Source organism: Stenotrophomonas rhizophila (genome assembly GCF_001704155.1).
Lineage (GTDB): Bacteria > Pseudomonadota > Gammaproteobacteria > Xanthomonadales > Xanthomonadaceae > Stenotrophomonas > Stenotrophomonas rhizophila_A.
Window position 1 is genome coordinate 20,886 of sequence record NZ_CP016294.1, and the last position, 15,610, is coordinate 36,495.

Genomic DNA, 15,610 nt, shown 5'->3' on the forward strand with positions numbered 1-15,610 from the left:
CTACTGCCTGCGGTGCAGCCAGCGGTACAGCACCGGCAGCACCAGCAGGGTGAGCAGCGTTGATGACACGATGCCGCCGATCACCACCGTGGCCAACGGGCGCTGTACTTCGGCGCCGGCGCCGACGTTGAAGGCCATCGGCACGAAGCCGAGCGAGGCCACCAGGGCGGTCATCAGCACCGGACGCAGCCGGCCCAGCGCGCCTTCGCGTACCGCGTCGGCCAGTGGCATGCCGCCCTCGCGCAGGCTGCGCACGAAGCTGATCATCACCAAGCCGTTGAGCACCGCGACGCCCGAAAGCGCGATGAAGCCGACGCCTGCGGAGATGGAAAGCGGAATGCCACGTGCGGCCAATGCAAGCACCCCACCGGTGAGCGCCAGCGGTACACCGCTGAACACGATGGCCGCGTCCTTGACCGAGCCGAACGCCCAGAACAACAGCGCGAAGATCAGGATCAGGGTGACCGGCACCACGATCGCCAGGCGCTGGCTGGCCGAGATCAGCTGCTCGAAGCTGCCGCCGTACTCGATCCAGTAGCCATCGGGCACCTGCACGTCGCGGTTGGTCGCCTGCTGCAGGTCACTGACGAAACTGCCCAGGTCGCGATCGCGCACGTTGGCGGTGACCACGATGCGGCGCTTGCCGTTCTCGCGGTTGATCTGGTTCGGCCCCTCGCTGTTGGCCAGCGTGGCCAGCTCGCGCAGCGGCACGGTACGCGCGGTGCCGCTGGTCCAGCCGCCAGCCTGGCTGGATTCGTCGGCATCGCCTTCCAGTGCCGGGGCCAGCGATACCGGCAGGTCGGCCAGTGCGGCCGGGTCCTGGCGCAGCGCCTCGGGCAGGCGCACCACGATGTCGAAGCGGCGGTCGCCTTCGAACAGCTGCCCGGCCACCTGTCCACCCACGGCGGTGGCCACGGTGGACTGCACCTGGCCCGGGTTGAGCCCGTAGCCGGCCAGCGCGCTGCGGTTGGGAGTGACGGTGAGCAGCGGCAGGCCGCTGGTTTCTTCCACGCGCACATCGGCCGCGCCGGGCACGCTGCCGGCCACGCTGGCGATGCGCCTGCCCACCTTCAGCAACGTCTCCAGGTCATCGCCGAACAGCATTACCGCCACGTCGGCACGCACGCCGGAGATGAGCTCGTTGGTGCGCATCTGGATCGGCTGGGTAAACTCGTAGTTGTTGCCGGGCAGCTGCTCCACCGCTGCTTCCAGCTCAGCCAGCAGCGTGGCGCGCGGTTTGCGCGGGTCCGGCCAGTCCCTGCGCGGTTTCATCATGATGAAGGTGTCGGCCACCGAGGGCGGCATCGGATCGGAGGCCACTTCCGGAGTGCCGATCTTGGAAAATACTTTGCTCACCTCCGGGAACCGCACCAGCCGGTTTTCGATCAGCTTCTGCATCTCGACCGACTGGGTCAGGCTGGTACCGGGAATGCGCATGGCATGCATGGCCACGTCGCCTTCGTCCAGGTTGGGCACGAACTCGCTGCCCAGCCGGGTGGCAAGCAGGCCGCAGCCCACCACCAGCACCAGCGCGCCACCCACCATCCAGCGCCCGCGCCGCAGCGAGAACGCCAGCAGGGGCTGGTAACGCCGGCGCACCCAGGCCATCACCCGGTTTTCCTTCTCCTGCACGTGGCCGCCCAGGAACAAGGCGATGGCGGCCGGCACGAAGGTCAGCGCCAGCACCATCGCGCCGCTCAACGCGAGCACCACGGTAATGGCCATGGGGTGGAACATTTTTCCTTCCACGCCCGACAACGCGAAGATCGGCAAGTATACGGCAGTGATGATGCCCAGCCCGAACAGGCTCGGGCGGATCACTTCGGCGGTGGCGCTGGTGGTTTCGGCGAAGCGCTCTTCGCGGGTCATGTCGCGGCCGAGGGCATGCTGGCGCTCGCCGAAGCGGCGCAGGCAGTTCTCGATGATGATCACCGCGCCATCGACGATCAGGCCGAAGTCCAGCGCGCCCAGGCTCATCAGGTTCGCTGATACGCCTCCGCGCGCCATGCCGGTGAGGGTGAACAGCATCGCCAGCGGAATCACCGCCGCGGTGATCAATGCGGCGCGGAAATTTCCGAGCAGCAGGAACAGCACCACGATCACCAGCAGTGCGCCTTCCACCAGGTTCCTGGCCACGGTCTGGATGGTGCGGTCCACCAGGGTGGTGCGGTCGTAGCTGGCGGTGACGGTGACGCCGGCAGGCAGGCTGCGTTGCGCCTGTTCCAGACGCGCGGCCGCGGCCTGCGCCACATCCCGGCTGTTGGCACCGATCAGCATCACCACCGTGCCCATCACCACTTCATGGCCGTTCTGGGTGGCGGCGCCGCTGCGCAGCTCGGGGCCTTCGGCGACCTCGGCGACGTCGTGCACGTGGATCGGCACGCCTTCGCGACGTGCCAGCACGATGTTGCCGATTTCCTCCAGGTTGGCCACCTGGCCGGGAATGCGCACCAGGAACTGCTGCCCGTTGCGTTCGATGTAGCCGGCGCCGACGTTCTGGTTGTTGCTTTCCACGGCCTGGACCACGTCTTCCAGGGTGAAACCCAGCGCACGCAGGCGGGCCGGATCGGGCGTGATGTGCACCTGGCGCTGGAAGCCACCGATGGTATTGACCTCGGTCACGCCCGGCACGTTGCGCAGCTGTGGGCGGATCACCCAGTCCTGCAGGGTGCGCAGGTCGGTGGCGGTGTAGGCGCTGCCATCGGGTTTACGCGCCGCCGGATCGGCGTCGATGGTGTACATGAAGATCTCGCCCAGACCGGTGGAGATCGGCCCCAGCTGCGGGTCCAGCCCGGCCGGGATCTGCGATTTCACCTGCTGCAGGCGTTCGGCCACCTGTTGCCGCGCGAAGTAGATGTCGGTGCCGTCTTCGAACACCACCGTGACCTGCGACAGCCCATAGCGCGACAGCGAGCGTGCCTGTTCCATCCGCGGCAACCCGGCCATCACCGTTTCCACCGGGTAGGTGATGCGCTGCTCGGCCTCCAGTGGCGAGTAGCCGGGCGCGGCCGTGTTGATCTGCACCTGGACATTGGTGATGTCCGGGGTGGCGTCGATGGGCAGCTTGGTGAAGCTCCATGCACCCACGGCGATCAACGCCAGGGTCAGGCTCATCATCAGCCAGCGGTGGGCGATGGAGGCGGCAATGATGCGCTCAAGCATGGCGATGCCCTCCACACCCGGGGGTGGTTGCGTGCTCAATGCTCATGCGACGCTCCCGCCTTGCCGATGTCGGCCTTCACCACGTAGCTCTGCTCGGTGACGACGTCATCGCCGAGGGTGAGGCCCTGCAGCACTTCCACCTGGTTGGCGTCGCGCGCGCCGAGGCGCACTGGACGGGCGGTGTAGGTCTCGCCGGTGCGTACAAACACCACGTCCTTGCCGTCCATCGTCTGCAGCGCGCTGAGCGGCACCACCTGCGCGGCGGGCCGGGTGGCGACCACGATGCGCGCCTTCACCGCAGCGCCGGGGCGCCACAGGCCATCCTCGTTGCGCAGCGTGGCGCGGGCCACGGTGCTCTGGCTGGCCGTGGCCGTGCCGGGCAGGACACGCTCCAGCGTGGTGGCCTGGTTCACCCCGTCGGTCATGCGCGACACCGTGACCGGCACGCCGGCCGTGATGTGCTGGGTGTCGTTGCCGAAGATGTGCAGGTCCACCCACAACGTAGACAGGTCACCGATCTCGAACAGCGGCGTGCCCTCACCCGCCACCCCGCCGACCTGCGCCTGGCGGGCCAGCACCACGCCGCTGATGGGAGCGCTGACCGTGTAGGTGGTCAGGCTGAGGTTGCTTTCGATGCTGGCCAGTACCTGGCCGGCCTTGATGGTGTCGCCCACGTTGGCGCGCAACGAGCGGATCGGGCCGGGGAACCGGGCCATCACCTGGGCCACGCGGCCGTCCGCCGGGGTCAGCAGGCCCTGCACGTCGTGTTCGTCGGCGATGGTGCCGGCGGCGACCGGGGTGACCTTGATACCGGACTGGTCGGCCATCGCCGCAGGGATGGTGGTGCTGTCCGATGCGTCGTCGTGGTCCTCGCCCGCTTCGGTGTGGCCGGGTTCGCCGTGGCCGGCGTCCGGGCTGGCCGGTGCCGTGGGCGCTTCCTTTGCACAGCCGGCCAGTGCGAGCAGGCACAGCAGGAGGGCGGCGATGCGCGCCGCGCGGGGGATCGAAAGGTTCATCGGCGGTCCTCCGTGGACACGGTCGCGGTAGCGGGAGCGGTGCTGGCGTGGGCAAGCAGGCCTTGGCCGGTCAGCCGTTGCAGTTCGATGAGTGCGGTCTGCGCGGCGATGGCGGCATCGAGCTGGCGCTGCCGCGCCTCGATGCGCATGGCCTGCAGCTGCGCCCACTCCATGTAGCTGATGGCACCGGCACGCCAGGCCTTTTCGGCGGCGTTCTCGGCACGCCGCAGGTGCGGCAGTACATCGCTCGCCATGCGGGTGACTTCCAGCCGCGACGTTTCATAGCGTCCGTGGGCTTCGGCCAGCGTGGTGTACAGCTGCAGCGCGCGCGCATCGCGTTCCATCCCGTTGAGGGCGAGCTCGGCTTCGGCTGCGCGGATCTCCGGACCGGCGCGGCGCATGCTCCCCAGTGGCACGCTGAAGCCGCCGACCAGCGCGGTATCGCCGCTGTCGCGGCTGTTGCGCACGCCGACCTGCCAGCTGATATCCGGCCGTGCCTGGGTGCGTGCCAGCTGCAGCTGGGCTTCGCGCACGCGGCGTTCGCCCGCCAGCACGCCCAGTTCCGGGGTGCGCTGCAGTTCGTCGGCGAGGATATCGAAGGGTTGCAGGGCGGGCAGCTGCAGCGGGTCGCCGCTGACCACGTCGAAGCCGGGCTCGCGCTCACGCCACAGCGCCGACAGCGCGAGACGCGCGGCGCGGTCGGCCTGCATGGCGCGATCACGGTCCACTTCGGCCTGCGCCAACATCGCCTGCGCGGTCATCAGCACCGATTCGGGCGACGCGCCGGCCTGCAGGCGCATCCGGGCGGCGGCGACCGCGCGGCGACGCTGGTCGATATCGGTGTCGGCAATGGCAAGCTGCGCGCGGGCTTCGGCAATGGCGAGATAACGCTGGGCCACGGCGGCCATCAGGTCCAGCCGTGCGGTTTCGCGCTGCGGTGCCAACGCGTCGAGATTGGCCTGGGCCAGTACCCGGCGGGCATCAAGCTTGCCGCCGCGCTCCAGCACGCCGGCCAGGGTGACGGTCAGTTCGGCGGCGTCGACGCCACGGCTGCCACCGGTGCCCAGCGCATTTTCCAGCTCAACGCCGACGGTCAGTGGCGGCCCGAACGCGGCCGCCTCACGGCGCGCTTCCCAGACCGGGCGCTGGGCATCGGCCACGCGCAGGTCGGGGTGGTAGCGGGCGACGCGGGCGATGGCCTCGTCCAGGGTCAACGGGGGGGTCGCCGCCGCTGCAACAGGCAATGCTGCTTTGGCGGAAAGGGCAACAGGCGCGGTGCCCTGCGCATACGCGCACGGCACGAACGCAATGGCAGCAATGGCTGCCAGACGCATCCACATGGGAATCTCCAGAAAGCGGTTCAGAGGTGAAGCCGCGGCAAGGCGCCGCGTGGCATCACACCGCTATCGGGGGGCGCAGCAGGCTCTCGGGCGGCTGGGCAAGCAGCTGCGCGGTCAGGCCGACCGGCACGGCGTGCGCCGGTGCGGCCGGTAGCGACCAGGCCGATGCCGCCAGCGGCAGCACGCCGCCATGACCATGGCAGTGTCCGCAATGGACCAGCGCGTGCAGCAGGCGCGCGCCGTCATTCTCGTCTGCATGGTCAGCCTCTGAAGTGGCCGCGGCCACGTCGACCGGTTCGGCATGCGACACCGCATGCGACAGACCGGCGACCCCGGCGTGCGACAGCGCATGCAGGTCGCCCAGTGCCGACGCGAGCGCGCCACCGGCCGTGCCGAACAGCACCACCGCCAGCATCAGCAGGCGGACAGGCAGCGACAGGCGGTGGCGCAGGCGGGACATCATGGCCGCAGGGTAACGACGGCCGCCCCCGTTACACAATCGCAGCGGCGGCGCGCGTTCATGCCGTACGGGCCGGCGGTGGCGCGTGGTGCGCCTGGCGCAGTGCGCGCAGCCGCAGCGCATCGGCCGCACTGCAGGGTGCGGACGTGTCCGGCCGCGCGCGACCGTCAGCCGCTGGCACCTTGAGCAGGTAGTCGCACTGCAGTTCGCCGCCGCTGCTGCGCACGGCGGGCGGCACGGTCCGGCCAGGATCGCAGCCTGCCTGCAGCCGCTGGCTCCAACCGGGGCTGGTCTCTTCCACGCGAAGGCTGGGCACGCCCAGCCGCTCGGCGATGCCTACAATGTCGTTGAAGGTACCGGCGTGGGCGTTGCCGACCAGCGCCACCCAGCGCTGCGGTCCCGGCTTGCCGGCCTGCCTGCGCTGGTCGTGCGCGATCCGCGCGGCCGCGACGTGGTTCAAGAGCTTGACCCGGATGTCCGGAAGGGCGGCCGCGCTGATTCCGGCGTGGTCGTGGACACCCCGCAGGTGGTAGCTGGTCATCAGGTCGAGCGCGACGACGCGCATGCCGACCTTGAAGGCGGCGTCGACCAGATCGCGGAAGGTCGCGCCGCAGGGCGCGTGGGTCAGGTGGCCGCTCTCCTGCCCCGCCAGGAAGCGCGCCAGGTCGGGGGAAAGCGTGCCACTGCGGTGCAGGCGGTCGAGGTCGGCCTGGTGGAGGTCGCCCTGGAGGTGCTCCAGGTACAGGGTGTCGACCCCAAGATGGCGCAGCAACGCCATGTGATCGATCAGCAGGCGCCTGCTGGACGGGCTGCAGGGCACCTCGCCCAGCACCAGTCCTTTCGCGCTGCCGAGCAGCTGCCGCAACAGGTCCACTTGCGTGCGTGCCGGTGCGAGATCGTGCGGGTCATGCCGACCGGTACACACCGGAGGTGGGCTGCCGAGGGCGGCCTCCACCAGCTGCGCGCGTTTGGCGAAGAAGCTGTCGAGCGCCGCGCGCTCGGGGGCTGCAAACGGCATGGTGTAGTCGGGGTCGAGCAGCCTGCGGTGCCGCTGCAGCAACGCGGCCAGGGCCTGGCCGTGCTCGGGGGCGAGCGTGAAACGCTGCAGAGGATCCGGGCCGGCTGCACCCGCGGACGTGGAGGCACGGGTGGGCGGTGGACGCGGGCCGTCAGGCAGGTTGCGCAGGCTCAGCAGGGTCGGTTCCGCGTGGCGATGGGCCGCCTTGTTCGCGGTGGTGTGACAGAACAGGCGGTGGTGCAGTGCGGACAGGGCATCCAGCATGGTCAGGCTCCTTGGGGGGAAACGCGCGCCCGGGGGCGCGCCCTGACCAGCCTAGTCATCTGCTACTGCAGCGCTGCGACGCGCTATGCAGTTTCGTCATCGCGGCGCAGGCCGTGTGCCGATGCGTGCGCGAGCGCACATCGGCACCGACCAGTTGCGACATCAGGGCGCGCGGCGCGCGTCGATGTACGCGCGGATCTGCGCATCCAGCACCGGCAACGGCACCGAGCCCTGGCTGAGTACCGCGTCGTGGAACGACTTGACGTCGAAGCGGTCGCCCAGCGCCTTTTCGGCCTCGCCGCGCAGGCGCACGATCGCGATCTCACCCAGCTTGTAGCTGAGTGCCTGGCCCGGCCACGAGATGTAGCGGTCCACTTCGGTGGTCACTTCGTGCTCGCTCAGCGCGGTGTGGTCGCGCAGGTAGGCCAGCGCCTTCTCGCGGGTCCAGCCCTTGTGGTGCACGCCGGTATCGATCACCAGGCGCGCGGCACGCCACATTTCATAGGTCAGGCGGCCGAAATCCTCGTACGGGGTTTCGTAGATGCCCATTTCCACGCCAAGCTTCTCGCTGTACAGGCCCCAGCCTTCGCCATAGGCGGAGATGTAGGCGTTGCGGCGGAACTCGGGCTGTTCGCCCTGCTCTGCCGCCAGCGCACCCTGCAGGGCGTGGCCCGGGTCGGACTCATGCAGGGTCAGCGCCGGCAGGTTGTACAGCGGGCGCGCCGGCAGGTTGTAGGTGTTGACCCAGTAAGTACCCATGCCGCCACGGCCGGCGGTCCAGAACGGGGCGATATCCGGCGGCACCGGCACGATGGTGAAGCGTGCGCGCGGCAGGGTCATGTACTTGCCGATCACGCCGTCCACGCGCTTGGAAATCCAGGCGGCGCGGTGCAGCAGTTCGTCAGGGGTCTTGGCGTAGAACTGCGGGTCGGTGCGCAGGAAGGCCAGGAAGTCGGCGAAGCTGCCCTTGAACTTGACCTCCTTGATGACGTCGTTCATTTCCTTCTGGATGCGCGCCACTTCCTTCAGGCCGATCTCGTGGATCTGCTGCGGGGTGAGGTCCAGCGTGGTGTATTCGTGGATCTGCTGCTGGTAGTACGCCTTGCCATCGGGCAGCGCTTCGGCGGCCAGGGTGGTGCGCGCCTGCGGCACATACTCACCGACGAAGAAGGTGCGCAGCTTGACGAAGGCCGGCACCACGCTGGCGCTGATGGCCTGGCGGGCCTGCGCCTGCAGCTCGGCCTGTTCGGCGGCGGGAATGCTGGTCGGGAGCTTCTTGAACGGCGCATACAGCGGCGACTGGGTCGGGTCCTTCAGCTCGGCCACGGTGGCGATCGAGACTTCACGGCCATCGAGCACCGCGCGCGGCACGCTGAAGCCGCGCTTCAGGCCGGCGCGCATGTTGTCGGTCTGCTGGTCGAAGTAGCGGGGTACGTCGTTGAGCCGGGCGATGTAGTTGCGGTAGTCCGCCGCGGTCTTCAGCTCGCGACGCGCCATGAACGAGAGGTTGGACCAGAACGAAGAGTCCGAGTTGAACGGCATCTCGTAGCCGCGCAGGCGCACTTCTTCGGCCAGGTTGAACACCTGGTCGCGGTAGATCGCGTAGTTGACCTGGTTGGTGGGCGAGAGCGCCTTGGTATCGACCTTGCCGAGCTGGGCCAGCACGTCATCCCACACCGCAAGGCGTGCCTGCTGCGCGGCCGCGCCCACGTCTGGCATGCGGGTGGCGGTAGCCGGGCCATCACCGTCTTCACTGGCTTCGCCGCCACCGGCCTGGCGCCAAGCCCATTCCTTCTCGTAGATGGCGCGGAACGCCGCGTCGGCCGGCGATTCGGTGGCCAGGCTGGCCGGCGCGACCGCCGGTGCCGCAGGGGGTGCGGCCAGTGCCGCATGGGCAGGAAGGGCCAGGGCGAGCAGCAACGCAGCAACGAGCGGTGATTTCACGAGCAGGGGTTCCCGGGGGACGGCAAACCCCGATCATGGCACCCCGATCCAGCGCGCGCATGGATCAAAGGTCCTGCCCGCAAAGCGGGCAGGACCGGGGATCGGCCAACGGCCGAGACCCGAGCGCCGAAGGCGCGGGTAGCGCCGACTGTTAGTCGGATGCTCTTGATCTTGATGTTGTTCTTGATTCCCGCGAAGAGCAGCCGACTAACAGTCGGCGCTACCGGGCGGGCACCGGGTATCGGGTAGGCGCCGGGTATCCGCCGGGTACAGGCCGTACCGGGGGCACCGGGTATCCGCCGGGCACGGGCCGTACCGGGCGGGCACCGGGTATCCGCCGGGTACAGGCCGTACCGGGTGGGCGCCGGGTATCCGCCGGGTACGCGCCGATACCCGCGAGGTTCGCAGCCCTCAATGTTCCGCCTTATCCCGCTTCCACCCGCGGTGCTGGATATCCAGCTTCAAGCTGTAAAGCGCGGTAAACGCCGGAAACAGGTTCTGCAGCACCCCCACCGAATCCTGCTTGGCCGAAAACAGGAAGTAGCTCAGCGTCATCAGGCTGCCCACCACGCTCATGTACCAGAACAGCCGCGGGATCACCGGCTTGCCGGCCCGGCGCGAGGCGACGAACTGCACCAGCCAGCGGCCGCCGAACATCAGTGCGCCGGTATAGCCGATCAGCTTCCAGCCGGTCACATGCAGCCCCGTCCAGAACAGCCAGCTCAGCGGTTGGTCGAGCCAGTGCAGTTCCATCAGCGTTCTTCCACGGCCGTGCGCTTGCTGCGCGTGATCAGCCAGGCCACCCCGCGCAGGTCGCGGATCCCGACCAGCGCGCGGCCGAGGTTGTTGTACTTGGACACCCCGGCGGTGCGGTGGCGGTGGTTGACCGGCACGCTCACCGTCTTCCAGCCCGCCCGCTGCATCAGCGCGGGCAGGTAGCGGTGCATGTGGTCGAAGTACGGCAGCTCCAGGAACGCGGCACGCTCGAACAGCTTGATGCCGCAGCCGGTATCGGGGGTGTCGTCACGCAGCATGCGGGCGCGGATCGCGTTGGCCCACTTGCTGGCCCAGCGCTTGCTGCCGCTGTCCTGGCGGTTGACGCGCCAGCCAGCGAACAGCTTCACCTGCGGTTCGGCGGTCGCACGCGCGGCCAGCAGCTTCGGAATGTCCGCCGGGTCGTTCTGGCCGTCGCCATCCAGCGTGGCGATCCACGGTGCGCGGGCGTGCTTGACCCCGTTCTTCACCGCGGTGCTCTGCCCGCTCTGGCTGACATGGTGCAGGACCCGCAATTCGGGGTTGGCCGGCTTCAACGACTCCAGCACGGCCAGGGTGTCGTCGCGCGAGTGATCGTCGACGTAGACGATCTCGAAGTCCACCTGGCCGCGCAGCGCCGCGGTGATCTCTTCGATCAGGGGCTGTACGTTGTCGCGTTCATTGAATACCGGGACGACGACCGACAACTGGGGTTGGCTCATGATCGGGCTCTGCGAAAGGCCAGGAATGAAAAAGACCGCGCATTTTCCGAGATCAAGGTTATCCGAAGATGAACCCGGCGATGTGAGTCAGGCGCGATCACCGAAATAGTCGCGGCACCAAGCCACCACCGGCGGCAGGCCGCGCTCGATCGGGGTGACCGGTTCATAGCCGAAAGCGTCATGGGCACGACGGGTGTCGGCCATGGTGCGGACCATGTCGCCTGGCTGCATCGGCTTGTATACCTTCTGTGCCGGGCGTCCAGCGGCGGCCTCGATGACCCCGATGAAATGTTCCAGCTCGATCGGGGTGTGGTTGCCCAGGTTGAAGACACGGTGCGGTACGTCCTCGCTGGACGGATGCGCCAGCGCGCCGAGGATACCGGCCACGATGTCGGAAACATGTGTGAAATCGCGCTGCATCCTGCCGTCGTTGAACACGTCGATGGGGCGCCCGGCCAGCACCGCGCGCGAGAACAGCAGCGGCGCCATGTCCGGGCGGCCCCACGGGCCGTACACGGTGAAGAAGCGCAGGCCAGTGGCGTGCAGGCCATACAACTGCGCGTAGGTGTAGGCCATCAACTCGTTGGCCGCCTTGGTCGCTGCGTACAGCGAGCGCGGCTTGTCGATGCGCTGGTCTTCGGAGAACGGCGGGGTGGCCGAATCACCGTAGACCGAGCTGCTGGAGGCGTACACCAGGTGGGCCACGCCGCGATGGCGGCACAGTTCCAGGATGTTGACGAACCCGGTCAGGTTGCTGTCCACGTAGGCGTACGGGTTTTCCAGCGAATAGCGCACACCGGCCTGCGCGGCCAGGTGGATCACCCGGGTCGGCTGCACCTCGTCGAACAGCGCGGCCAGGCCATCGCGGTCGGTCAGGTCCAGCGCGCGGATATCGGCGTCCGGGCACAGTGCCGCCACGCGATCGCGCTTGATCTGCGGGTCGTAGTAGTCGTTGTAGTTGTCCAGGCCGACCACCGTGTGCCCGGCATCGAGCAGGGCACGCACGGTATTGGCGCCGATGAAGCCTGCAGCGCCGGTCACAAGAAGGGTCATGGCAGTCGTCCCGGAAAATCCAGTCGACAGAATAGCGCCGTTACCGATACGTCACTACAGGCTCAGCGGCGCTTCGCGCGCCAGCGTGGCCTTGCGTTCCTTGCTGAAATCCCACCAGGGACGCGGGGCTTCGCCCTGCATGAAGCGCACGATGGACAGGAACACATCGATCACGCACGGGTCGTGCAGTACCCCGGTGCGCATGCACAGCTGCGCGTACATGTCGTAGGCATCGCGGCCGCGCACGTGCGCGGGGACACGGATCCCGATCAGACGAAGATCCTTCTCACAGGCCGGCCCGACATTTGGCAGGTCGGTCAGGCGCAACAGATGGTTGCGATCGACCTTGGTGGGGTTCATCAGGTAAGTGGGTTCCTCTTGCGTGGCGGGGGACTCAGCCCTTGCGTACGCGGAGCTTCTCGAGCACGCCGTCCAGCGTGTCCAGGTCGGTGTAATGGATGATCAACTTGCCCTTGCCGCCACGGCCGTGGTTGATCGCCACGCGGGCGCCCAGCGATTCGGACAGCTCGGTTTCCAGCGACGCGATGTCGGCCTGCGGGGCGGCCGCGCTCGGCTTGCGGCGCAGCGAGGCAGGCACCTTGCCGGCAGCGAACTGCTGCGCACGGTGTTCGACCTCACGCACCGACCAGCCCTGGTCGGCTGCTTCCTGGGCCAGCTTGCTGGCCAGTTCCGGCGCCAGGGTCAGCAGCGCGCGGGCATGTCCCATTTCCAGCCGGCGGGTTTCCAGCAGCAGGCGGATCGCCACCGGCAGCTCCAGCAGGCGTAGCAGGTTGGACACCGCCGCGCGCGAGCGGCCGACGGCCTGGGCGGCCTCGGCGTGGGTCAGGGCGAATTCGCTGATGAGCCGCTGCAGCGCTTCGGCTTCTTCGAGCGGGTTGAGGTCTTCGCGCTGGATGTTCTCGATCAGCGCCATCGCGATGACGGTGCGGTCTTCCAGCTCGCGCACCACTACCGGCACTTCGTCCAGGCCGGCCAGCTGCGACGCGCGCCAGCGGCGTTCGCCGGCCACGATCTCGAAGCTGTCCGGGCCCAGCTGGCGGACCAGGATCGGCTGGATCACGCCCTGCGCCTTGATGGAATCGGCCAGCTCGGCGAGCTTGGTTTCGTCCATGTCGCGGCGCGGCTGGTACTTGCCCGGCTGCAGGTGCTTGACCGGCAGCTTGCGCAGCACTTCACCCGGCAGCGGCTCGATCACGGCCGCGGCCTGCACCTGTGTCACCGCGCCCTTGGGCCCCAGCAGCGCATCGAGGCCACGGCCGAGGCCGCGTTTCTTGCCGGGGGCGGGCTTGGTGCTCATCAGGCGGTCTCCATGGCCTTGCCGGCCGTGTTGCGTTGGTGGTGGCGGCGGATGATCTCGCCGGCCAGGCCGAGGTAGGCGACGCCGCCGCGCGAGGCGCGGTCGTAGCCGACGATGCTCTGGCCGTGGCTGGGCGCCTCGGCCAGGCGCACGTTGCGCGGCACGATGGTGCGGAACACGCGGTCGCCGAAGTGGTCGGTCAATTCGGCCGACACGGCATTGGCGAGGTTGTTGCGCACATCGAACATGGTGCGCAGCACGCCCTCGATCTCCAGGCTGGGATTGAGGTTGGCGCGCAGCGCATCGATGGTTTCCACCAGCGCGCTCAGGCCTTCCAGCGCGTAATACTCGCACTGCATCGGCACGATCACCGAATCGGCGGCGGCCAACGCGTTGAGGGTCAGCAGCGACAGCGCCGGCGGGCAGTCGATCAGGATGAAGTCGTACTCGTCCTGGATCGGGGCCAGCGCGCGCTTGAGCCGCTGTTCGCGTTCGCCCTGGTCCATCAGCTGGATCTCGGCGGCCGTCAGGTCGATGTTGCCCGGCAGCAGGTCGAAGCCTTCCGGGGTGGTCACCCGGACTTCGGCCGCGGTGCTTTCGCCCAGCAGCAGGTCGCAGGTGGAGGCGGCAACTTCGCGCTTGTCCACGCCGCTGCCCATGGTCGCATTGCCCTGGGAATCGAGGTCGACCAGCAGCACGCGCTTGGGCGCAGCAGCCAGGGCGGCGGCCAGATTGACGGCAGTCGTGGTCTTGCCGACGCCACCTTTCTGGTTGGCGATGGCGATGATGCGGGCCATGCGGGTGAGCCTCATCGGCAGGGGGTGGGACTGGGCATTATGCGGGCATGGGGCGTGTCGTGTCTCACGGACCGGCCACCACCACCAGATGGCGCTCGCCGGTCAGGCCCGGAACATGCAGCGGCAGGACCTGCTCAACCCGCCAGCCGGCCGGCAGCTGGGCGATCTCGTCATGCGGGTGGACGCCCTTCATGGCCAGCAGGCGTCCGCCGGGGCGCAGCAGGTGGCCGCCGACGGCGATGATGCCGGCCAGGGTGTCCATGGCGCGGGCGGTGAGGTTGTCATAGGCACCCGGCTCCGCCAGCGCTTCGGCACGGGATTCGGCCACGCGGGCATTGGTCAGGCCCAGCTGGCGCACCGCTTCGCGCATGAAGCGGGCCTTCTTGCCGTTGCTTTCCACCAGGGTCACCTGAAGCTGCGGGCGGGCGATGGCCAGCGGAATGCCGGGCAGCCCGGGGCCGGTGCCCAGGTCGGCCAGGGTGCCCTGCTCCAGGTACGGCTGCATCGCCAGCGAATCGAGCAGGTGGCGGGTGACCATCTCCATCGGGTCGCGGATGGCGGTGAGGTTGTAGGTGCGGTTCCAGCGGTCCAGCAGGGCGAGGTAGGTCAACAGGGGCGGCGCCAGGGTGGCATCCAGGCCCATGGCAGCCAGGCCGCGCTCAAGCGCATCGGCCACGCCGGCCGGGAGTGTGTGTTCGGTCATGCGCCCATTATCGCAGGCTGGGGACCTGCTGACTGCGCGGATTCGGTGCGCTCAGAGCGCGTGCCAGGCCAGTGCGGCGCGGAAATCGTCCGCGGCCTGCCATTCGTGCAGGTGCCAGCGCTGGGCCGGGCCGAGTTCCGGGTCGCACCAGGCCAGGTGCAGGGCGCCGTCGGCGGCGGGCGCCAGCTGCAGGCGGTGCAGGCCGAACGAGATGCCCTGCCCCTGCGCCTTGAGGATGGCCTCCTTGGCGCACCAGACCCGGAAGAACCAATGGGTGCGGGCTTCTTCGTCCAGCCCGAGCAGCCATGCCACTTCGGTCGGGTGGAAGAAGCGCTCGATGATTTCGGCCATGCGTGGCCGTGGGCGCAGCGGCTCCAGGTCCACGCCCAGCCGCACGCCCTCGCCCAGCCCCACCAGCAGCAGGCCATGGCTGTGACTCCAGCCGGTGCCGATATGCGCCAGCGGGCCGTGCAGCTCCGGGCGGCCGCGCGGATCGCGCTGCAGCGGCAGGTCTTCGGGGCTGGCCCCCAACTGGTCAGCCAGCAACACCCGCGCCTGCGGCTCGCCACGGGTACCGGGCACGTGCGGCAGGCGCCAGACGGTGACCGGGCCAAACCGCCAGGGCCCGTCCAGGGTCGCCGGCAGGCTCATGCGAACACCCCGCCAATGCGGCTGCACGACGACTTCACGGGGGCTGCCGTCAACTGGCTCCGTCTCATCGGCACACAAACTCTGGAGTGGACAACATGGGCATCATCATCTGGTTGATCGTCGGTGGCATCGTAGGCTGGCTTGCCAGCATCATCATGCGCCGCGACGCGCAGCAGGGCATCATCCTCAACATCGTGGTCGGCATCGTCGGCGCGCTGATCGCCGGCTTCCTGTTCGGCGGCGGCATCAATGAAGCGATCACCATCCGCACGTTCCTGTTCTCGCTGATCGGGGCCGTGATCCTGCTGGCGATCGTGAACCTCTTCACCCGCCGCAGCGTTCGATAACCCCACAGGTAGGTAACGACCGTTGGTCGTTACGATTTTCCAGCAAGGCCCGGCACCCGCCG

Annotated in this window: 15 protein-coding genes; 1 reads left to right on the forward strand and 14 read right to left on the reverse strand. The window is 68.6% G+C overall.

Annotation, left to right across the window (positions count from 1 at the left end):
• The 14 genes from BAY15_RS00110 to BAY15_RS00175 all read right to left on the reverse strand — a co-directional run bounded on the left by BAY15_RS00110 (position 1) and on the right by BAY15_RS00175 (position 15,201).
• Entirely contained in the window at positions 1-3,162 is a 3,162-nt protein-coding gene (locus BAY15_RS00110; RefSeq protein ID WP_068854464.1) for an efflux RND transporter permease subunit, read from the reverse strand.
• Positions 3,163-3,197: 35 nt separating this feature from the next.
• Positions 3,198-4,178: an efflux RND transporter periplasmic adaptor subunit gene (locus tag BAY15_RS00115; protein ID WP_083214008.1), complete on the reverse strand. Its 981-nt coding sequence runs from the start codon at positions 4,176-4,178 to the stop codon at positions 3,198-3,200.
• The gene (locus tag BAY15_RS00120) at positions 4,175-5,518 is read right to left on the reverse strand and encodes a TolC family protein (RefSeq protein ID WP_068847851.1); all 1,344 of its coding nucleotides are present in this window, start codon (positions 5,516-5,518) and stop codon (positions 4,175-4,177) included. Before BAY15_RS00120 ends, BAY15_RS00115 begins: the two co-directional genes overlap by 4 nt.
• Positions 5,519-5,573: 55 nt before the next feature.
• Positions 5,574-5,978 carry a hypothetical protein gene (locus tag BAY15_RS19050; RefSeq protein ID WP_157771650.1) on the reverse strand — a complete coding sequence of 135 codons (405 nt, stop codon included), beginning with the start codon at positions 5,976-5,978 and terminating at the stop codon, positions 5,574-5,576.
• A gap of 58 nt (positions 5,979-6,036) precedes the next feature.
• Positions 6,037-7,260, reverse strand: a complete 1,224-nt coding sequence (locus tag BAY15_RS00130; protein WP_068847852.1) for a membrane-targeted effector domain-containing toxin — start codon at positions 7,258-7,260, stop codon at positions 6,037-6,039.
• A gap of 162 nt (positions 7,261-7,422) precedes the next feature.
• Positions 7,423-9,204 (reverse strand): DUF885 domain-containing protein, encoded by a 1,782-nt coding sequence (locus tag BAY15_RS00135; protein ID WP_068847854.1) that lies wholly within the window; start codon positions 9,202-9,204, stop codon positions 7,423-7,425.
• A gap of 411 nt (positions 9,205-9,615) precedes the next feature.
• The gene (locus tag BAY15_RS00140) at positions 9,616-9,957 is read right to left on the reverse strand and encodes a lipid-A-disaccharide synthase N-terminal domain-containing protein (protein WP_068847856.1); all 342 of its coding nucleotides are present in this window, start codon (positions 9,955-9,957) and stop codon (positions 9,616-9,618) included.
• Positions 9,957-10,679: a glycosyltransferase family 2 protein gene (locus BAY15_RS00145; RefSeq protein WP_068847858.1), complete on the reverse strand. Its 723-nt coding sequence runs from the start codon at positions 10,677-10,679 to the stop codon at positions 9,957-9,959. The genes BAY15_RS00140 and BAY15_RS00145 overlap by 1 nt, the downstream gene beginning before the upstream one ends.
• Positions 10,680-10,766: 87 nt before the next feature.
• Positions 10,767-11,732, reverse strand: a complete 966-nt coding sequence (locus BAY15_RS00150; protein WP_068847860.1) for an NAD-dependent epimerase/dehydratase family protein — start codon at positions 11,730-11,732, stop codon at positions 10,767-10,769.
• A 54-nt stretch (positions 11,733-11,786) separates the two neighbouring features.
• Positions 11,787-12,092 (reverse strand): helix-hairpin-helix domain-containing protein, encoded by a 306-nt coding sequence (locus tag BAY15_RS00155; RefSeq protein WP_068847862.1) that lies wholly within the window; start codon positions 12,090-12,092, stop codon positions 11,787-11,789.
• A 34-nt stretch (positions 12,093-12,126) separates the two neighbouring features.
• The gene (locus BAY15_RS00160; protein WP_068847864.1) at positions 12,127-13,050 is read right to left on the reverse strand and encodes a ParB/RepB/Spo0J family partition protein; all 924 of its coding nucleotides are present in this window, start codon (positions 13,048-13,050) and stop codon (positions 12,127-12,129) included.
• Positions 13,050-13,847 (reverse strand): ParA family protein, encoded by a 798-nt coding sequence (locus BAY15_RS00165; protein ID WP_068847867.1) that lies wholly within the window; start codon positions 13,845-13,847, stop codon positions 13,050-13,052. Before BAY15_RS00165 ends, BAY15_RS00160 begins: the two co-directional genes overlap by 1 nt.
• A gap of 64 nt (positions 13,848-13,911) precedes the next feature.
• A complete protein-coding gene (rsmG, locus tag BAY15_RS00170; RefSeq protein ID WP_068847869.1) occupies positions 13,912-14,550 on the reverse strand; it encodes a 16S rRNA (guanine(527)-N(7))-methyltransferase RsmG in 639 nt (212 codons plus the stop codon).
• A 51-nt stretch (positions 14,551-14,601) separates the two neighbouring features.
• The gene (locus tag BAY15_RS00175) at positions 14,602-15,201 is read right to left on the reverse strand and encodes a 4'-phosphopantetheinyl transferase family protein (RefSeq protein ID WP_068847871.1); all 600 of its coding nucleotides are present in this window, start codon (positions 15,199-15,201) and stop codon (positions 14,602-14,604) included.
• A gap of 95 nt (positions 15,202-15,296) precedes the next feature.
• On the opposite strand from BAY15_RS00175, the gene BAY15_RS00180 reads away from it, so the two are divergent.
• Entirely contained in the window at positions 15,297-15,548 is a 252-nt protein-coding gene (locus tag BAY15_RS00180; RefSeq protein WP_068854466.1) for a GlsB/YeaQ/YmgE family stress response membrane protein, read from the forward strand.
• Positions 15,549-15,610 lie beyond the last annotated feature (62 nt).